This is a genomic window from Paracoccus ferrooxidans (genome assembly GCF_029909815.1).
Lineage (GTDB): Bacteria > Pseudomonadota > Alphaproteobacteria > Rhodobacterales > Rhodobacteraceae > Paracoccus > Paracoccus versutus.
The window spans coordinates 1,664,971-1,682,504 of the sequence record NZ_CP038198.1; the positions used below are offsets into that span (position 1 = coordinate 1,664,971).

Below are 17,534 nucleotides of genomic sequence, written 5' to 3' on the forward strand. Positions count from 1 at the left end.
CGCGTAAGCTTGCAAAAGAACCAACGAGGAGGGAGAGATGTTCAGGACCGATATGACCCGCCGCGGTGCCATGATGCTGGGCGGCGCCCTGCCCATGGCGCTGGTGCTGCCGGCCCATGCCCAGACCGCCCCCGCCCCGCCTGCGGGCGAGGCGCCGGCCTTTCCGGGCCGGGCCCACACCATCCAGCTGGGCGGCTTCGAGGTGACGACGCTGCTGGGCGGCGGCGGCATGAGCGACAACCCGATCGAGACCTTCGGCCTGAATGCCGAGCCGGCCGAGTTCGAAAGCCTCAGTGCCGAGAATTTCATTCCCGCCGACCGCAGCGGCGGCTCCTATACCATGACGCTGGTGCGCACCCCCGATGCGCTGGTGCTGTTCGACGCGGGCATGGTTCCCGCCAACAACGCCGCCTCGCTGGCGCAGGCCGGCGTCAAGCCCGAGGACGTGACCCATGTCGTGCTGACCCATATGCATGGCGACCATGTCAGCGGGCTGATGGATGGCGACAGCCCGGCCTTTCCCAACGCCCAGCTGATCCTGCCCCGCCCCGAGAACGACTATTGGGCGGCCAATCCCAGCGAGGCCTATACCGCCAAGGTGGTGCCGCTGCTCGACAAGGCGCAGCAGATCGAGGGGACCGAGGAAATCCTGCCCGGCATCAAGGCCGAGCAGGCGCATGGCCACACCCCCGGCCATACCACCTATCTGCTGGAAAGCGACGGGCAGCGGCTGCTGATCACCGGCGACAGCTTCAACCACTATGTCTATTCGGTGCAGCGCCCGGCCTGGCATGTGCGCTTCGACGTGGACAAGGACCAGGGCGCGGCCACGCGCCAGGCGGTGCTGGCCCGGCTGGCCGAAGAGAGGATCCCCTTCATCGGCTATCACATGCCCTTCCCGGCGCTCGGCTTCATCGCCCCGAACGGCGAAGGGTCGTATCGCTTCGTGCCCGCGACCTATCAGTTTGCGGGATAGGGCGCTTGGACCCATTCGCCTGACGCGGCACGCCGAACTGCGGATCGCCGGACCCGAAACCGTTGCGGCACGTTCCGCCGCCAGGTATCTGATCGGGCGATCCAAGTGGAAGAGGCCCTTATCCATGAAGACCATCGGCATTCTCGGCGGCATGTCCGCCGCCTCGACCCAGATCTATTACCGGGAACTGTGCGCGCTGACCCGCAGGCGCCTTGGGGGCCTGCATTCGCCGGAACTGCTTATCCGGTCGCTGGATTTCGCGAATATCGAGGCGCTGCAAAGCGCGGGGAACTGGGACGAGGCCGGCCGACTTCTGAACGCCGAGGCACGGGCCTTGGAACGCGGCGGTGCCGATCTTCTGATCCTGGCCACGAATACGATGCACAAGCTGGCGGATCAGATGATGGCGGGCGTCTCTGTTCCGCTGCTGCATATCGCGGACGCGACCGCCGCGGCCATCCGGCAAAAGGGGCTGAAAAACCCCGGCCTGATGGCAACCGCCTTCACCATGGAGCAGGCATTCTACACCGACAGGTTGGCCGCGGCGGGGCTTTGTCCCCTGGTTCCCGTGGCCGCCGACCGGGCCGAGACCCATCAGATCATCTATGAGGAACTGTGCCGGGACATCGTGACCGAGGACAGCAGGTCACGCTTTGTCGCCATCGCCCGCCGCCTGGCCGAGCGGGGCGCTGATTGCCTGATTCTGGGCTGCACGGAGGTGGGCATGCTGCTGGACCAGGGCAACGTGTCCGTCCCGGTGTTCGACACCACGTTGGTGCATTGCGATGCCGCGCTGACGGCGGCCCTGGCCGGATAGGGACCGCCTTGGGCGCCTAGCCCAGGTTGAACACGCGCGAGGGCTGCACCTCTCCGCCCATGTAGCGGCCGATGCAGAGCGCGCGGCCATTGCGGCTGACCCAGACCTCCTCGCCGAATTCGGCATGGCCCAGCACCTGGCCGGGATTGCCGTTCAGAATGCGGGTGGCGCCGATCTCGGTCGCCTGCATCTCGGGCAGGTCGGCCAGCGCGGCTTGCAGGGGCAGCAGCGCCGCCTCGATCTCGGCCTGATTGGCGCGGTCGATGCGGTCGAAGGCGATGCCGTCATCGGCCTCGAACGGCCCCGACCAGATGCGGCGCAGCTGCGCGACATGGCCCAGGCAGCCCAGCTTGCGGCCCAGGTCGCGGGCGATGCTGCGCACATAGCCGCCCTTGCCGCAGACCATGCGCAGCGCGGCGCTGTCGCGGGTCGCGCCCAGCAGCTCCAGCGATTCCACCCAAAGCGGCCGGGCGGCCAGCTCCACCACCTCGCCCTCGCGCGCCAGGTCATAGGCCCGCGCGCCATCGACGCGCACGGCCGAGACGGCGGGGGGAACCTGCATGATCTCGCCGGTGAACTCCGGCAGCGCGGCGCGGATCGCCGCCTCGTCCGGGCGCGCGTCGCTGGTTTTGACCACCTGGCCCGAGGCGTCGTCACTCGTGGTTTCGGCGCCCCAGGCCATGGTGAAGTCATAGGCTTTCAGCGCCTCGGCCAGGATCGGCACGGTCTTGGTCGCCTCTCCCAGCGCCACGGCCAGCACGCCGGTCGCATCCGGGTCCAGCGTCCCGGCATGGCCGGCCTTCTTCGCGTCCAGCGCCCAGCGGACCTTGCTGACCACATCGGTCGAGCCGATGCCCGCCGGCTTGTCCACGATCAGCCAACCGTGGATCTCGCGTCCCTTTTTTCGCGCCATTCTAGTTCTGTCCTACATATCCGATGATCGGCCCCAGCCGCCGCCCGAAATCGGCGCGGCCCAGGCTCGGGGCGTATAGCCGCGAAATCGAGCCGTCGAAATACAGCGCATCCTGCGCCCCCAGCCCGTCGCGGAACAGCCGGCCGAATTCGTGGAACGTCACCGCCCGGTCCGAGATGGCGAACCATGCCGTCTGCCCGTCCGGCGAGACGCCGACGCCGTTCCTGACATAGCGGCTGTCGCTGTCCACCAGGAAACGCGGATGCAGCGCGCCGTCGATGACCAGCATCGGCCCCGATTGCGTGGCGATGCGGCAGTCCGGGGCGGCCCTGGCAAAGGCCCGGCTTTCGATCACCTGATAGGGCCGCGCGCCGCCGGTGCAGAAGACGCCGTTCGGCAGCATGCCGAAATTGCCGCCGCCGCCGGCCGTCACCAGCCCGTGCTGGCTGACGCCGTCGCTGACGTAAAGCCCGACCGGGGTGAAATCCGGGTGATACATGCCGGCATTCATGGCAAAGCCCAGCACCTCGCCCTCGGCCAGCGTGCGGCGGACGGCGGTGAAATCGCCCAAGACCCGGCCGTCGGGGCCGTTCAGCCACAGCCGCAGCCCCGGCTCCTGCCCGGCCGTCAGCGTGCAGATGACATAGCCCTGCCCGTCGAAGTCGCGCTTTTCGCAGATCCCGGCCATGGCGGGCAGGGTTATGGCGATCAGCGCACCAAGGGCCAGGCCCAGCCGGCGCTTGAGGTCAATCTTCATCGTCTTCCGGGTGCGATTCGACGTCGCGGCGCACCCGGTCCTCGGACAAGAGCCGGCGGGTGTCGTCCATGCGGTCGAAGGTCTCGTCCAAGACAAAGCGCAGCTGCGGCGCGTATTTCAGCGTCATCGCCTTGGCGACCAGGTGGCGCAGCTCGCCCGCGTTGCGGCGCAGCGCGGCCAGCGCCTCTTCGGCGCCCTGCCCGCCCAGGGGCAGCACATAGGCCGTCGCGACCTTGAGGTCGGGCGAGGTCCGCACCTCTCCGACCGTGATCGAATGCCGGTTCAGGTCGGGATCGTGGACATCCCCCCGCAGGAGGACGTCGGAAAGCGTGCGGCGGATCAGCTCGCCCACGCGAAGCTGGCGCTGCGAGGGGCCGGTGCCGGAATGAAAGCGGTTCTGTGCCATGCGCGCAGATGTAGGGGGTCGCGGCCCGCGCCGCAACGGGATAGACATGCCGCAAACGGGGGATCGAGCATGGAAAAACCGGGAATCGTCATCACGGGCGCGTCGGGCCGCATGGGGCAGATGCTGGTGCGCACCATTCTGGGGTCGGACCAGGCCCGTCTTGTCGGTGCCATCGAGCGCGAGGGCAACCCCTGGGTCGGCCGCGACCTGGGCGAGGCGATGGGCGGCGCGGCGCTGGGAATCACCGTCACCGACGACGCGGTCGAGGCCATCGCCAAGGCGCAGGCGGTGATCGACTTCACCGCCCCGGCGGCGACGGTGGCCTTTGCCGAGCTGACCGCGCAGGCCCGCGCCGTGCATGTGATCGGCACCACGGGATTCGAGCCCGCGGACCTGGACAAGCTGCGTGCCGCCGCCCGTCACGCGCCGATCATCCGCGCCGGCAACATGAGCCTGGGCGTGAACCTGCTGGTCGGCCTGACCCGCAAGGTCGCCGCCGCGCTCGGCGAGGATTGGGACGTCGAGGTGGTCGAGGCGCATCACAACCGCAAGGTGGATGCGCCCTCGGGCACCGCCCTGATGCTGGGCGAGGCCGCCGCCGCCGGGCGCGGCCACAGCCTGGACGAACTGCGCACCCCCGCGCGCGAAGGCATCACCGGCGCCCGTGCGCCCGGCTCCATCGGCTTTTCCGCCATCCGCGGTGGCGACATCGTGGGCGAGCATGACGTGATCTTCGCCACGGCCGGCGAGCGGGTGGTGCTGCGCCATGTCGCCACCGATCGCGCCATCTTTGCCCGCGGCGCGCTGCGTGCGGCGCTTTGGGGCCAGGACAAGGGGCCGGGCGAATACGACATGGCGGATGTGCTTGGTCTTTGAGGCTCCAGCGTCTAGGTTCACGCCATGACCCTGCTTGCGACGCTTGACGATGCCGATGCCGACCTGACCGCCTGCCTGGCGCGGGTGATGGCGGCTGTCCTGAAACCGGGTGACGTGGTGGCGCTGCAGGGGCCGGTCGGCGCCGGCAAGACCCATTTCGCCCGCGCCTTCATCCGCGCCCGCCAGGGCGAGGCGGCCGAAGAGGTGCCCAGCCCCACCTTCACCCTGGTCCAGACCTATGCCGACCCGATGGGGACCGAGATCTGGCATGCCGATCTCTACCGCCTGACCCATCCCGAGGAACTGGCCGAGCTTGGCCTCGACGAGGCCATGCGCGAGGCCATCGTGCTGGTCGAATGGCCCGAGCATGGCAGCCCGCTGGAGGGCGCGCTGACCGTGGGGCTGGAGCCCCTGGCAGACGCGCCCGACCTGCGCCGCATCACCCTGGCGGGCTCCGAGCCGCATTGGGGCCTGATGACCCGCCTGCCCGCCATCGCCCGGCTGATCCACCGCGCCGGCTGGTCCGGGGCGCGGCTCCGGCCGTTGGCGGGCGATGCTTCGTCGCGGCGCTATTTCCGGCTGGTCGAGGATGGCGGGCGCAGCGCGGTCCTGATGGATGCCTCGCCCGGCGTGACCGCGCCCTATGTCGCCATGACGCAATGGCTGCGGGCGCTGGACCTGCACGCGCCCGAGATCCTGGCCACCGACCAGGCGCAGGGCCTGCTGCTGATCGAGGATCTGGGCGACGACCTGGTCGCCCGCGTGCTGGAACAGCGGCCCGAGCTTGCGCCCCGCATCTATGACCGCATGACCGACCTGCTGGTGCAGCTGCATGGCCACGAGCCGCCGGATTTCGTGCCGCGCCTCGACGGGCCGGAACTGGCGCATCAGGTCGGGCTTTTCGCCGAATACTACCCCCCCGCCGCCGGCGCGCCCGGCAAGGGGGCCGAGGTCGCCGCGGTGATCGAGCACCTGCATGCCGAACTGGCCGCCGACATGCCGCCGGTGCTGGGCCTGCGCGATTTCCATGCCGAGAACGTGGTCTGGCGGGCCGATGCGCCGCTGGGCCTGTTGGATTTCCAGGACGCGGTGGCGGTGCATCCGGCCTATGACCTGGTCTCGGCCCTGCAGGACGCCCGCCGGGACGTCGCCCCCGAGATCGAGGCGGCGCAGATCGCCCGCTACATCGCCGCGACCGGGGTGGACGATGCACGGTTTCGCGCTGCCTATGCGCTCTTGGGCGCGCAGCGCAACCTGCGCATCATGGGCATCTTCACCCGGCTGGCGCAGCGCGAAGGCAAGCGGCGCTACCTGGCGATGATGCCGCGCGTCTGGGCGGCGATCCAGCGCGACCTGGCCCATCCGGCCCTGGCGCCGCTGGCCGAGGCGCTGGAGGGCATCCCGGCCCCGACCCCCGAGGTGATCGAGGGCATCGCCGGATGACCTTGCCGCTGATGATCTTTGCCGCGGGCAAGGGCACCCGCATGGCACCGCTGACCGACAGGGTGCCGAAGCCGCTGATCGCGGTCGGTGGCCAGACGCTGCTGGATCGCGCGCTGGCCTTGGGGCGGCAGGCGGGCGTCGGGCCGGTGGCGGTGAACATCCACCACCTGGGCCAGCAGATCCGCGATCACGTCGCCGGGCGGGACATCGCCGTCTCGGACGAAGCCGACCTGCTGCTGGAGACCGGGGGCGGCTTGCGCAAGGCGCTGCCCCTGCTTGGCCCCGGCCCTGTGATCACGATGAACCCGGATGTGGTCTGGACCGGCCCAAACCCGGTCCGCGCGCTGCTGGACGCTTGGCGCGAGGACATGGACGCGCTTCTGATGCTGGTGCCGCTGGACCGGGCGCATGGCCGGCAGGGCGGTGGCGATTTCAGCCTTGGCTCTGCCGGCCGGCTGATCCGCAAGGGCGATCTGGTCTATGGCGGCGTGCAGATCATCCGCCCCGAGCGGCTGGCCGAGATCCCCGAACAAGTGTTCTCGCTCAACCGGCTCTGGGATCTGATGATCGCCGAGGGCCGCGCTTACGGCCTGGTCCATCCCGGCGCATGGTGCGACGTGGGCCGGCCCGATTGCATCCCGCTGGCCGAGAGCCTGCTCGATGCCTGACTGGCAGAACGGCGTCTTCGCCCTGCCCTGCGGCGCCGATTTTGCCGGCGGCCTGGCCGAGGGGCTGGTCCGACGCATGGCGGACCGTCCGCCGCAGGACATGGCGCGGGTCACGGTCTATGCCAACTCCGGCCAGTCGCTGATGGCGCTGCGCCAGGCCTTCATCCGGCGCGGGCCGCTGCTTTTGCCGCGGCTGCGGCTGATCGCCGACCTGGGCGGCGGCGCGGCCACGGCGCCGCTGGCGCGCCGGCTGGAGCTGGGCCGCCTGATCGATGCCGCGCTGCGGGCCGATCCCGACCTGGCGCAGGGGCAATCGGTGCCGGAACTGGCCGCCTCGCTGGCGGCGCTGATGGCCGAGATGCAGCTCGAGGGGCTGGACGCGCAGGCGCTGGACCGCATCGACGCCAGCGAACATGCCCAGCATTGGGGCCGCGCGCTGGCCTTCCTCAAGATCGCCGCCGGCTATTACCTGTCCGACCCGCCGCAGGACCGCGAGGCCCGCCAGCGCGCCGCGGCCCAGGCGCTGGCCGCAGCCTGGGCGCGGGGCGAGGATCTGCCGCAGGGCCCGGTGGTCGTCGCCGGCTCGACCGGCTCGCATGGCGCGACGCGGGATTTCATGCGCGCCGTCGCCCGGCTGCCGATGGGCGCGGTGGTGCTGCCGGGCTTCGACGCCGACCTGCCGCAGGCGGTCTGGGACGGGCTCGACGCGCTGTCCGAGGATCACCCGCAGGCGCGCTATGCGCCGCTGCTGGTCGAGTTCGGGTCGCCCGGCGAATGGTTGCCCGGCACCGCCCCCGACCCGGCGCGCAACCGGCTGATCTCGCTGGCGCTGCGCCCGGCGCCCGTCACCGACCAATGGATCGAGGAAGGCCCGCGCCTTGGTCCGCTGGTCCCCGCGACCGAACGCCTGACCCTGATCGAGGCCGAGCAGCCGGGGCAAGAGGCCGAGGCCGTGGCGCTGATCATCCGCGAGGCGGTCGAGCGCGGCCAGCCGGTGACGCTGATCGCCGCCGACCGGATGCTGACGCGCCGCGTGCAATCGGCGCTGGACCGCTGGGGCATCATCCCCGACGATTCCGCCGGCCAGCCCTTGCCGCTGACCGCGCCCGGCCTGTTTTTGCGCCATGTCGCCGACCTGTTCGGGGCCGAGATGATGCTGGACGCGCTGCTGGTGCTGCTCAAGCACCCGGTGACGGCGACGGGTCTTGGCCCCGACTACCGGCGTGACCACAACCGCCATGTCCGCGACCTGGAACTGCACCTGCGCCGCAACGGCCCCGCCTTTCCCGACGGCGCGGCGCTGCGGGCCTGGGCGGACCGGGGCGACGGCTCCAGCAAGCCCTGGGCGCTATGGCTGGCCGAGTTGCTGGACCGCATCGTGCCGCTGGCGCAGGACCGGGCGCCGCGTCCCCTGGCGGATCGGCTGCGCGATCTGCGCGCCTTGGCCGAGGATCTGGCCGCCGGTCCCGGCGGCAGCGCCGATGCCTCCGAGCTTTGGGCCAAGGCCTCGGGCGGGCTGGCGCGGTCGGTGCTGGACCACCTGGCCGCCCATGCGCATCTGGGCCACGACCTGCGGCCGGGCGAGTTCTGCGACCTGCTTTACGACGAATTGCAGGGACAGGCGGTGCGGCAGGACGTGGCCGCCCATCCGCTGGTCCGCTTTCGCGGCCCGCGCGAGGCCCGCACCGAGGCGGTGGACGAGGCCGCCGGCTTGGTGATCCTGTCGGGGCTGAACGAGGGCGGCTGGCCGCAGGCCCTGCCCCCCGATCCGTGGCTGTCGCGGCCGATGCGGCTGGCCGCCGGACTGACCCTGCCCGAACGCCAGGTGGGCCTGGCCGCGCATGACTTCCAGCAGGCCGTGGGCGCGGGCCGGGTGGTGCTGACCCGCGCCCGCCGCGATGCCGAGGCCGAGACCATCCCCTCGCGCTGGCTGAACCGGCTGGTGAACCTGCTGGGCGGGCTGCCCGATCAGCAGGGGCCGCAGGCGCTGGCGGCGATGCGGGATCGCGGCCGCCATTGGCTGGACCTGGCCGAGTTGCAGGCCCGGCCGCGGATGCGGCTGGCGCCGGCGCATCGCCCCTCGCCCATCCCGCCGCCGCCGGCGCTGCGCGAACTGTCCGTGACCGAGGTCAGGACGCTGATCCGCGACCCCTATGCCGTCTATGCCCGCCGCGTGCTGGGCCTGCGCGCGCTGGACCCCTTGCGCCCCGAACCCGACGCGGCCGAACGCGGCAACGTGCTGCATCACATCATGGACCGTTTCCTGCGCGGCCTGCCCGACCTGCCCGAAGCGCCGCAGGTCATGGCGGCGCGGCTGCTTTCCATCGCCGACGCGGTGCTGGAGGCCGAGGTGCCCTGGCCCTCGGCCCGGCTGTTCTGGCGCGCGCGCATCGCCGGCATCGCCGACCGGCTGATGGCGGACGAGGCCGCAAGGCTGGCGCGCGGCCGGCCGATCCTGGTCGAGGAATATGGCGAACAGGGCGTCCCCGGCCTGGATTTCCGGCTGATCGCCCGGCCCGACCGGCTGGATCTGCTGCAGGATGGCCGGGTGCATGTCTATGACTACAAGTCCGGCAAGCCGCCCTCGGACAAGCAGATCGCGCATTTCGACAAGCAATTGCCGCTGGAGGCCGCCATGGTCCGGCACGGCGCCTTCAAGGCGCTGGGACCGGCCGAGGTCGAGGGCATCAGCTATATCCAGCTGGGCGGCGAGGGAAAGACCGAGCCGCGCGAGTTCAGCCCCGGCTTCGCCGAGGAAACCTGGGCCGGCTTCGTCACCCTGATCCGCCGCTATCTGGGCGGCGAGCGCGGCTTTACCGCGCGGCTGGCGATGGAGCGGTCCGACCATGCCAGCGACTACGACCACCTGTCGCGGCATGGCGAATGGGACACGACCGAAATCCCCCAGCCGCAGAGGTTCGCCGATGATGGATGAGGCGACGCTGGCGCAGGTGCGGGCGGCGGACCCGCATCGCTCGACCTGGCTGACGGCCAACGCCGGCTCGGGCAAGACGCGGGTGCTGACCGACCGGGTGGCGCGGCTGCTCTTGGCCGGGACCGCGCCCGAGCGCATCCTGTGCCTGACCTATACCAAGGCCGCGGCGACCGAGATGCAGAACCGCCTGCTGGCGCGGCTGGGCCAATGGGCCATGCTGCCCGAACCGGCGCTGCGCGCGGAACTGGCGCGGCTGGGCGAGGCGGGCGCCCCCGACCTGCCCGCCGCGCGCCGGCTGTTCGCCCGCGCCATCGAGACGCCGGGCGGCCTCAAGGTCCAGACCATCCACAGCTTCTGCGCGGGCGTCCTGCGCCGCTTTCCGATCGAGGCCGGCGTGCCGCACGGCTTCACCGAGCTTGACGACCGCAGCGCCGCGCTGATCCGCGCCGAGATCATCGAGGAAATGGCCCGAGACCATGCGCCCGAGCTGGAAGACCTGCTGGCCTTGCATTCGGGCGAAAAGCTCGACGCTTTCCTCGCCGGTCTGCGGGGGTTCGATGCCCCCGCGGACGGGGACGCGCTCTGGGCGGCCTGCGGGCTGGCGCCGGGCGAGGAGATGCGGGCGCTCCTGGCGGAATGCTTCGCCGATGGCGCCACGGTCGTCGCCGCGCTGGTCCCGCATCTGCTGAAAGGCAGCACCACCGACCAGAAGGCGGCGGCGAAGCTTGGCCCCGGCAACTGGACGCAGCCGGGCCTGGCGGAACTGGCGATCCTCGAATCCGTGCTGCTGACCGGCGCCGGCGCCAAGGAGCCCTTTACCGCGAAATACGACAGCTTCCCGACCAAGGCGCTGCGCAGCGGCCCCTGCGCCGACCTGCTCGACGACCTGGCGATCCTGATGGAACGGGTCGAATCCGCCCGCCCCCGCCGCATCGCCTTGGCCCATGCCGAGCGCACGCTGGCGCTGCACCGTTTCGGCCATGGCTTCCTGACCCGCTACCGGGCGCAGAAGGCGGCGCATGGCCACCTGGATTTCGACGACCTGATCGACCGCACCGCGCGGCTTCTGTCGGAAAACAGCATGGCGCAATGGGTGCTGTTCCGGCTGGACGGCGGCATCGACCATATCCTGGTCGACGAGGCGCAGGACACCAGCCCGGCGCAATGGCAGGTGATCGAGCGGCTGACGGACGAGTTCACCGCCGGCCAGGGCGCGCGGCCCGGCAGCCGCAGCCTGTTCGTGGTGGGCGACCCCAAGCAGTCGATCTACAGCTTCCAGGGCGCCGACATCGCGGTGTTCGAGGCCCGCCGCACCGGCTTTGCGCAAGCCTTCCAGGCGGTGCAGAACCCGATGCAGGTTCTGGAGCTGCGGCATTCCTTCCGCAGCTCGACCGCGATCCTGTCGCTGGTCGACCAGGTCTTTGCCGGCGACGCGGCGCGCGGCCTGGGCGATCCGCCGCAGCACCGCGCCTTTCGCACCGGGATGCCGGGCCGGGTGGACCTGTGGCCGGCGATCCCCAAGCCCGACAAGCCCGAGCCCGGCGACTGGACCGACCCGGTGGACCAGCCGGCCGAGAATTCGGAAACCGTGCAGCTGGCCCGCGCCATCGCCCGCGCCGTGGACGAGATGCTGGGCCAGCCGATCCTGGACGCCAAGACCGGCCAGCGGCGCCGCATCCGCGCCGGCGACGTGCTGATCCTGGTCCAGCGCCGCTCGGAACTGTTTGCCGAGATCATCGCGGCGCTGAAATCGGCGAACCTGCCCGTCGCCGGCGCCGACCGGCTGAAGCTGGCCGGGGAAATGGCGGTGCAGGACATTGGCGCCCTCTTGTCGGTGCTGGCCACGCCCGAGGACGACCTGTCGCTGGCCGCCTGCCTGCGCTCGCCGCTGTTCGGCCTGACCGAGGAGCAGCTTTATCGCCTCGCCGCCGGGCGCAAGCGTGGCGAATACCTGTGGCGGCGGCTGCGGGAATCGACGCATCGCCATGCGGTGGATGTGCTGGCCGACCTGATGGGCCAGACCGGCTTCATGCGGCCCTATGACCTGGTCCAGCGCCTGCTGATCCGCCATGGCGGGCGCGAGCGGCTGATCGCCCGGCTGGGCCCCGAGGCGCAGGACGGCATCGACGAGCTGCTGTCGCAGGCGCTGAGCTATGAAAGCTCGGAGACGCCCTCGCTGACCGGCTTCCTGGTCTGGCTGACCGGCGACGATGTCGAGGTCCGCCGCCAGCCCGGCTCGGCCGGGGATGGCGAGGGGCTGATCCGGGTGATGACCGTGCATGGCTCGAAAGGGCTGGAAAGCCCCATCGTCATCATGCCCGACGCCGCCAAGCGCAAGCCCCCGCGCGAGGCGCCGGTGCTGCCCGGCCCGGACGGGCTGGCGCTGTGGCGCGGCCGCAAGGGCGAGCGGCCCGATCCGGTCGAGGAACTGGCCGCCGCCCAGACCGAGCGGCAGCTGCAGGAACGCAAGCGGCTGCTCTATGTCGGCCTGACCCGCGCCGAAAGCTGGCTGATCGTTGCCGCGGCGGGCGAGACCGGCCAGGGCGAGGACAGCTGGCACGCCATGGTCGAGGCCGGGCTGGGCCGCTCCGACCTGGCCCAGGCGCGCCTGCCCGCGCCCTGGGGGGGCGAGATCCGCCGGCTGTCCTTTGGCGACTGGCCCGAGGACGCGCCGGATGCGGTGCCGGCCGAAAGGCCGGTGCTGGCCGAGCCGGACTGGCTGCGCGCGCCCCCGCCCCCCGCGCCCGAAAAGCTGCGCCCCGTCGCCGCGACGGCTCTGGGCGGCGCCAAGGTGATCGGCGCGCCCGGCGAAGGCGATGCCGCGGCGGCGATGCTGTTCGGCACGCGGCTGCATCTGCTGCTGGAGCATCTGCCGGGCCGCGATCCCGCCGAATGGCCCGATCTGGCCCGCGACGTGCTGGCCGATGCCGAGGGCGGCCTGCCGGCCCCCGAGGAACTGGCGGCGCTGCTGGCCGAGGCGCGCGCGGTGATCGAGGCGCCGGACCTGGCGCAGGTCTTTGCGCTTTCCGACGCGGCCGAGGTGATGGCCGAGGTAGCGCTGGCCGCGCCGGTGCCGGGCATCGGCATCCTGACCGGGGCGGTGGACCGGCTGGTGGTCGAGCCCGGCCGCATCCTGGCGGTGGACTACAAGTCGAACCGCGAGGTGCCGGGGACGCCGCAGGCGGTGCCGCTGGGCATCCTGCGACAGATGGCCGCCTATCGCGCGGCTTTGCGGTCGATCTGGCCGCAGGCGCGGGTCGAGGTTGCGGTGCTTTGGACGGCTGCGCGCAGCCTGATGGCGCTGCCCGACGACTTGCTGGATCGGGTGATGGCGGGCCTTGACCCCAACCGCCCCGGTGCCTAGCTGTTGACGGATACGCCCTGCCGGCCCTGCCGGCACATTGCAGGAGAGCCCGATGGCCAACACCCAAGCCGTTTCCGACGCCGAATTCGACAGCGAAGTCCGTCAGTCCCCGACCCCGGTCGTGGTCGATTTCTGGGCCGAATGGTGCGGGCCTTGCCGCCAGATCGGCCCCTCGCTGGAAGAACTGGCCGCCGAATACGAGGGTCGGGTCAAGATCGTCAAGGTCAACGTGGACGAGAACCCCGAAAGCCCCGCCGCGCTTGGCGTGCGCGGCATCCCGGCGCTGTTCCTGTTCAAGGACGGCCAGGTCGTGTCGAACAAGATCGGCGCCGCGCCCAAGGCCGCGCTGAAGGCCTGGATCGACGAATCCATCTGATTTCAGGTGCCGGGGGCGGTCCCGATCGGCCAGCCGCCCCGGCGCATCGCCGCCAGGATCCGCGCGCCTGCCTCGGGCCGCGTGGCGTTGATGGCTTTTTCCTGAAGAAACCAGAACAAGTAGCGGTCGAAATCCGGCGCATGGGTTTCGGCCTGCGCCAGCGCCTCGGTCGCGCCCAGCTGGGCGACGTTCAGCGCGATGTGGTGGAAGTCGATCTGGGCGAACAGCACCGCCGGCTTGCCCAGCAGGTAGCCGTCGAAGGCCACAGCGCTGTTCTGCGTCGCGACAAAGGCGCAGTCACGCAAGAGCCGCATGCTGTCGCCGCCGATGGTCAGGTTCGGATGGCGCGCCGCCAGCCCGGCCAGCGCCGCGCGGTCGGCATCGTCGTAGCCTTCCCTTGGGTGCAGCGTGGCGGTGGTGGGCCGGCCGGTGGCGGCGACCGCCTCGAGCATCTCGATGGGGCTCATGGTCTGGAACGAGCGGCAGCGGCGGATATGGCCTTGCAGCGGCACCAGCACCGCATCGCCGCGCCGGGGCGGCGGCCCCGGCAGCACGCGGGCGCGCAGCCGGTCGGCGAAGGCGCGGGCGGGTTCGGGGTCGATGGCCGCGGGGTCGTGGCGGCTTTGCGCGACCTGGAAGCGCCAGCGTTGCGGCACCGGCTCGATCTGCCAGAACGGGTAGTGATAGGCGCGGCGAAAGGTCAGGGCGCGCGCATGGGTCGGCGCCTCCATGTGAAACAGCGCGTAGCCGTCGCGCAGGGGCGCGGCCATGCGGGCCGCGGCGCCGGTCTTGTGCCATTCGACGCGCCAGCCCGCGTCCTCGACCGCCCGGCGCAGCACGGTCATGAAGTTGAAGCTGCCCGCCCGCGCCGTTTCCAGCATCGAGCCTTCCAGGTAGACGCGCAGGACGGGGGCGTGGGTCATGGCCGGCACGCTAGCGGCTGGCGCGGCGTGGCGGAAGGGGGCGGGTTGCGAAAGCCCCGGCCGGCCCATATCTGACCCCGCAGGCGAGAGATCGGAGAGAGGCATGTCCGAAGACAAATTTCCCGGCTGGCACGGCACCACCATCCTGGCGGTGCGACGCGGCGGCCGCGTGGTCGTCGCCGGGGACGGCCAGGTCAGCGTCGGCCAGACGGTGATGAAGGGCACGGCGCGCAAGGTGCGCCGGCTGAGCCCCGGCGGGCATGAGGTGGTGGTGGGCTTTGCCGGCTCGACCGCGGACGCCTTTACCCTGCTCGAACGGCTGGAGAAGAAGCTGGAGGCGGCGCCCGGCCAGTTGGCGCGGGCCTGCGTCGACCTGGCCAAGGACTGGCGCATGGACAAATACCTGCGCAATCTGGAGGCCATGCTGATCGTGACCGACGGGCGCGACATCTTCGTGGTGACGGGGGCCGGCGACGTGCTGGAGCCTGAGCATGACGTGGCCGCCATCGGTTCGGGCGGCAATTTCGCCCTGGCCGCGGCGCGCGGGCTGATGGAGGGCGACCTGGATGCCGAGGCGGTGGCGCGCAAGGCCATGGCGATCGCGGCGGATATCTGCGTCTATACCAACGGCAACCTGACGGTCGAGGTTCTGGGCTAGCGGGGGCTTCGCCCCCCGCCCCGCAAGCCCCTCGACGGGGCTTGCGGGGCGTCCCCCAGGGTATTTGTGCAACGGAGAAAGCGGGCAGGCGCCGGGCTCAGGCGCCTTCCTTTGCCGCCAGCCCTTGCAGCAGCGCCAGGCGGTCGCGGCGGAAATCGCCGGAGCCGGTGGCTAGCCCCTGCATGGCGCGCACGAAGAACTGGCGGTAGTCCTGCGCCTTTTCGCACCAGGCCAGCAGCTTGACGCCCTGCGGCGGGTGGACCAGCGCCAGCGGCAGGGCCGTTCGCTGCGTTTCATTGCCGGCAAGGTCGGCATAGCCGAAGGCGACCGGCCGGCATGCGCGCATCGCCGCATGCAGCAGCGCCAGGTCGGCGGCGGCCGCTTGGGGCATGTCCTCGCGGTAATGGGCGGCGGGGCGCACGTCCAGCTTGCGATAGAGGCGCAGGAGCAGCGCGCCTTCGGGGTCGGCCTGTTGCAGCCGGTCCATCGCCGCGCGGGCGGCGGCGGCATGCACCGGATCGCCGCGATGATCCGCCAGCGCCAGGCCGCGCAGCGCGGCGTCGCGCAGCTCCGGGTCGAGCGCCGGCGCGGCGGGCGCCTGCGCCGCGGCCGCGCGCGGGCCCAGGCCCAGCGTCGCGGCAGCCGCGGCCAGCCGCGACGCCAGGGCACGGCGGGACAGCATCGGGGCGGCGGGCGGGTCGCGACGCGGTCGCATGTTCGGCTTCCTTGCTGGCCTGGGAAAAAGGCGGCCGATCTGGCGCGGATTCGGACTTGGGTCCAGCCGCTTGGTTGAATCGGCCCCCCGCGGACTTTAAGTGATGCCGAAATGAGACAGGAGCCCCGAATGTCCGACCTGACCCCGCGCGAAATCGTCTCCGAACTGGATCGCTTCATCATCGGGCAAAGGGATGCCAAGCGCGCCGTGGCCGTGGCCCTGCGCAACCGCTGGCGCCGGCGGCAGCTGGGCGACGACCTGCGCGACGAAGTCTATCCCAAGAACATCCTGATGATCGGCCCGACCGGCGTCGGCAAGACCGAGATCAGCCGCCGCCTGGCCAAGCTGGCCCGCGCGCCCTTCCTGAAGGTCGAGGCGACCAAGTTCACCGAAGTGGGCTATGTCGGCCGCGATGTCGAGCAGATCATCCGCGACCTGGCCGATGCCGCCGTCATCGAGACCCGCGAGCGCATGCGCGAGGAGGTCAAGGCCCGCGCCCATAAATCCGCCGAGGAGCGCGTGGTCGCCGCCCTGGCCGGCGAGGGCGCGCGCGAGCAGACCCGCGAGATGTTCCGCGACAAGCTCAAGCGCGGCGAGCTGGACGACACCGTGATCGAGCTGGAGGTGCAGGACAATTCCAGCCCCTTCGGCATGATGGAGATGCCCGGCCAGCCCGGTGCCATCGGCGGGATGATGGACCTGTCGGGGTTGATGAAGGCATTCGGCGGGCGCCGGGTGCGGCGCAAGGTGACGGTGGCGGAAAGCTATGAGCTGCTGATCGCGGAAGAGGCCGACAAGCTGCTGGATGACGAGGCCGTCAAGGCCGCCGCGCTGGAGGCGGTGCAGGAGAACGGCATCGTCTTCATCGACGAGATCGACAAGGTCGCCGCGCGGACCGACGCCCGCGGCGGCGATGTCTCGCGCGAGGGGGTGCAGCGCGACCTCTTGCCGCTGATCGAGGGCACCACGGTTTCCACGAAATACGGGCCGGTCAGGACGGATCATATCCTGTTCATCGCCTCGGGCGCGTTCCACATCGCCAAGCCTTCGGACCTCTTGCCGGAATTGCAGGGCCGGCTGCCGATCCGGGTCGAGCTGCGCGCGCTGACCGAGGAGGACTTCGTCCGCATCCTGACCGAGACCGACAACGCCCTGACCCGGCAATATACCGCGCTGATGGCGACCGAGGGCGTGACGCTCCAGTTCACCGAGGATGGCATCCGGGCGCTGGCGCGCATCGCGGCCGAGGTGAACGGCTCGGTCGAGAATATCGGCGCGCGGCGGCTTTATACCGTGATGGAGCGGGTGTTCGAGGAGCTGTCCTTCAGCGCGCCGGACCGCTCGGGCGAGACGGTGGTGGTGGACGGGGCCTTCGTCGAGAAGCACCTGGGCGACCTGGCGCGCTCGACCGACCTGTCGCGCTACGTGCTGTAAGGAACCCCGGCGCCTTCCCGCCGTTGTGGAATGACGCAACGGCGGGGGACGCGCATGAACTATCTTTTCGGCATCATCATCTTCGTGCTGGATGTCTGGGCCATCGCCTCGATCATCAACACCAACGAGACCATGACCACCAAGCTGATCTGGATCGCGCTGGTGGCGATCCTGCCGGTGCTGGGCTTCATCATCTGGTGGTTCGCGGGGCCCAAGGCGAATTACGGCTGAGGGCTTTCCCTGCCCCCGCCGCGGTGGCATTGTCGCCCGCAA

The 17,534-nt window shown here is 70.9% G+C and carries 16 protein-coding genes; 11 read left to right on the forward strand and 5 right to left on the reverse strand.

Annotation, left to right across the window (positions count from 1 at the left end; genetic code table 11):
* Window positions 1-37 precede the first annotated feature (37 nt).
* Both E3U26_RS08405 and E3U26_RS08410 read left to right on the forward strand, forming a co-directional pair.
* The gene (locus E3U26_RS08405; RefSeq protein WP_243784162.1) at window positions 38-976 is read left to right on the forward strand and encodes an MBL fold metallo-hydrolase; all 939 of its coding nucleotides are present in this window, start codon (window positions 38-40) and stop codon (window positions 974-976) included.
* Between the two features lie 124 nt (window positions 977-1,100).
* Window positions 1,101-1,793, forward strand: a complete 693-nt coding sequence (locus tag E3U26_RS08410; protein WP_243784163.1) for an aspartate/glutamate racemase family protein — start codon at window positions 1,101-1,103, stop codon at window positions 1,791-1,793.
* A 16-nt stretch (window positions 1,794-1,809) separates the two neighbouring features.
* Here E3U26_RS08410 and truB read toward each other — a convergent pair whose 3' ends face one another.
* Genes truB through rbfA form a run of 3 tightly spaced genes read right to left on the reverse strand, consistent with a single transcriptional unit; the run spans window position 1,810 to window position 3,869 of the window.
* Window positions 1,810-2,706: a tRNA pseudouridine(55) synthase TruB gene (gene truB, locus E3U26_RS08415; protein ID WP_243784164.1), complete on the reverse strand. Its 897-nt coding sequence runs from the start codon at window positions 2,704-2,706 to the stop codon at window positions 1,810-1,812.
* 1 nt (window position 2,707) lies between these two features.
* Window positions 2,708-3,463, reverse strand: a complete 756-nt coding sequence (locus tag E3U26_RS08420) for a phosphodiester glycosidase family protein (RefSeq protein ID WP_116223216.1) — start codon at window positions 3,461-3,463, stop codon at window positions 2,708-2,710.
* A complete protein-coding gene (gene rbfA / locus E3U26_RS08425) occupies window positions 3,453-3,869 on the reverse strand; it encodes a 30S ribosome-binding factor RbfA (RefSeq protein WP_024842789.1) in 417 nt (138 codons plus the stop codon). Before rbfA ends, E3U26_RS08420 begins: the two co-directional genes overlap by 11 nt.
* Before the next feature lie 69 nt (window positions 3,870-3,938).
* Between rbfA and dapB the strand changes: the two genes are divergently transcribed.
* Genes dapB through trxA form a run of 6 tightly spaced genes read left to right on the forward strand, consistent with a single transcriptional unit; the run spans window position 3,939 to window position 13,531 of the window.
* Entirely contained in the window at window positions 3,939-4,745 is an 807-nt protein-coding gene (gene dapB / locus E3U26_RS08430) for a 4-hydroxy-tetrahydrodipicolinate reductase (RefSeq protein ID WP_243784165.1), read from the forward strand.
* Window positions 4,746-4,769: 24 nt separating this feature from the next.
* Complete coding sequence (gene tsaE, locus E3U26_RS08435) at window positions 4,770-6,188, forward strand: tRNA (adenosine(37)-N6)-threonylcarbamoyltransferase complex ATPase subunit type 1 TsaE (RefSeq protein WP_243784166.1); 1,419 nt, start codon at window positions 4,770-4,772, stop codon at window positions 6,186-6,188.
* Window positions 6,185-6,856, forward strand: coding sequence for a nucleotidyltransferase family protein (locus E3U26_RS08440; protein WP_243784167.1), 672 nt, complete (start codon window positions 6,185-6,187; stop codon window positions 6,854-6,856). The genes tsaE and E3U26_RS08440 overlap by 4 nt, the downstream gene beginning before the upstream one ends.
* On the forward strand, window positions 6,849-9,791 hold the full coding sequence (gene addB, locus E3U26_RS08445; protein ID WP_243784168.1) for a double-strand break repair protein AddB: 2,943 nt from the start codon (window positions 6,849-6,851) through the stop codon (window positions 9,789-9,791). Before E3U26_RS08440 ends, addB begins: the two co-directional genes overlap by 8 nt.
* On the forward strand, window positions 9,781-13,155 hold the full coding sequence (gene addA / locus E3U26_RS08450; protein ID WP_243784169.1) for a double-strand break repair helicase AddA: 3,375 nt from the start codon (window positions 9,781-9,783) through the stop codon (window positions 13,153-13,155). Before addB ends, addA begins: the two co-directional genes overlap by 11 nt.
* A gap of 52 nt (window positions 13,156-13,207) precedes the next feature.
* The gene (gene trxA, locus E3U26_RS08455) at window positions 13,208-13,531 is read left to right on the forward strand and encodes a thioredoxin (RefSeq protein ID WP_011749068.1); all 324 of its coding nucleotides are present in this window, start codon (window positions 13,208-13,210) and stop codon (window positions 13,529-13,531) included.
* Window positions 13,532-13,533: 2 nt separating this feature from the next.
* Here the strand turns inward: trxA and E3U26_RS08460 are convergent, their stop codons facing one another.
* A complete protein-coding gene (locus E3U26_RS08460; RefSeq protein WP_243784170.1) occupies window positions 13,534-14,454 on the reverse strand; it encodes a hypothetical protein in 921 nt (306 codons plus the stop codon).
* A gap of 103 nt (window positions 14,455-14,557) precedes the next feature.
* On the opposite strand from E3U26_RS08460, the gene hslV reads away from it, so the two are divergent.
* Window positions 14,558-15,112: an ATP-dependent protease subunit HslV gene (hslV, locus tag E3U26_RS08465; RefSeq protein ID WP_036758586.1), complete on the forward strand. Its 555-nt coding sequence runs from the start codon at window positions 14,558-14,560 to the stop codon at window positions 15,110-15,112.
* Between the two features lie 97 nt (window positions 15,113-15,209).
* On the opposite strand, the gene E3U26_RS08470 is transcribed toward hslV, so the two are convergent.
* Window positions 15,210-15,827 (reverse strand): WYL domain-containing protein, encoded by a 618-nt coding sequence (locus tag E3U26_RS08470; RefSeq protein WP_116171031.1) that lies wholly within the window; start codon window positions 15,825-15,827, stop codon window positions 15,210-15,212.
* A 129-nt stretch (window positions 15,828-15,956) separates the two neighbouring features.
* On the opposite strand from E3U26_RS08470, the gene hslU reads away from it, so the two are divergent.
* Together hslU and E3U26_RS08480 are read left to right on the forward strand one after the other, a co-directional pair.
* The gene (gene hslU / locus E3U26_RS08475; protein WP_243784982.1) at window positions 15,957-17,261 is read left to right on the forward strand and encodes an ATP-dependent protease ATPase subunit HslU; all 1,305 of its coding nucleotides are present in this window, start codon (window positions 15,957-15,959) and stop codon (window positions 17,259-17,261) included.
* Window positions 17,262-17,315: 54 nt separating this feature from the next.
* On the forward strand, window positions 17,316-17,492 hold the full coding sequence (locus E3U26_RS08480; protein ID WP_072462136.1) for a PLD nuclease N-terminal domain-containing protein: 177 nt from the start codon (window positions 17,316-17,318) through the stop codon (window positions 17,490-17,492).
* The last annotated feature ends 42 nt before the right edge of the window (window positions 17,493-17,534 follow it).

What these genes read in the sequence shown, in the direction of transcription:
- rbfA (WP_024842789.1), bottom strand. Translation starts at nt 3,869, where the DNA reads ATGGCACAGAACCGCTTTCATTCCGGCACCGGCCCCTCGCAGCGCCAG.
- truB (WP_243784164.1), bottom strand. Translation starts at nt 2,706, where the DNA reads ATGGCGCGAAAAAAGGGACGCGAGATCCACGGTTGGCTGATCGTGGAC.
- E3U26_RS08480 (WP_072462136.1), top strand. Translation starts at nt 17,316, where the DNA reads ATGAACTATCTTTTCGGCATCATCATCTTCGTGCTGGATGTCTGGGCC.
- addB (WP_243784168.1), top strand. Translation starts at nt 6,849, where the DNA reads ATGCCTGACTGGCAGAACGGCGTCTTCGCCCTGCCCTGCGGCGCCGAT.
- trxA (WP_011749068.1), top strand. Translation starts at nt 13,208, where the DNA reads ATGGCCAACACCCAAGCCGTTTCCGACGCCGAATTCGACAGCGAAGTC.
- E3U26_RS08405 (WP_243784162.1), top strand. Translation starts at nt 38, where the DNA reads ATGTTCAGGACCGATATGACCCGCCGCGGTGCCATGATGCTGGGCGGC.
- tsaE (WP_243784166.1), top strand. Translation starts at nt 4,770, where the DNA reads ATGACCCTGCTTGCGACGCTTGACGATGCCGATGCCGACCTGACCGCC.
- E3U26_RS08420 (WP_116223216.1), bottom strand. Translation starts at nt 3,463, where the DNA reads ATGAAGATTGACCTCAAGCGCCGGCTGGGCCTGGCCCTTGGTGCGCTG.
- E3U26_RS08470 (WP_116171031.1), bottom strand. Translation starts at nt 15,827, where the DNA reads ATGCGACCGCGTCGCGACCCGCCCGCCGCCCCGATGCTGTCCCGCCGT.
- hslV (WP_036758586.1), top strand. Translation starts at nt 14,558, where the DNA reads ATGTCCGAAGACAAATTTCCCGGCTGGCACGGCACCACCATCCTGGCG.
- dapB (WP_243784165.1), top strand. Translation starts at nt 3,939, where the DNA reads ATGGAAAAACCGGGAATCGTCATCACGGGCGCGTCGGGCCGCATGGGG.
- E3U26_RS08440 (WP_243784167.1), top strand. Translation starts at nt 6,185, where the DNA reads ATGACCTTGCCGCTGATGATCTTTGCCGCGGGCAAGGGCACCCGCATG.
- E3U26_RS08410 (WP_243784163.1), top strand. Translation starts at nt 1,101, where the DNA reads ATGAAGACCATCGGCATTCTCGGCGGCATGTCCGCCGCCTCGACCCAG.
- addA (WP_243784169.1), top strand. Translation starts at nt 9,781, where the DNA reads ATGATGGATGAGGCGACGCTGGCGCAGGTGCGGGCGGCGGACCCGCAT.
- hslU (WP_243784982.1), top strand. Translation starts at nt 15,957, where the DNA reads ATGTCCGACCTGACCCCGCGCGAAATCGTCTCCGAACTGGATCGCTTC.
- E3U26_RS08460 (WP_243784170.1), bottom strand. Translation starts at nt 14,454, where the DNA reads ATGACCCACGCCCCCGTCCTGCGCGTCTACCTGGAAGGCTCGATGCTG.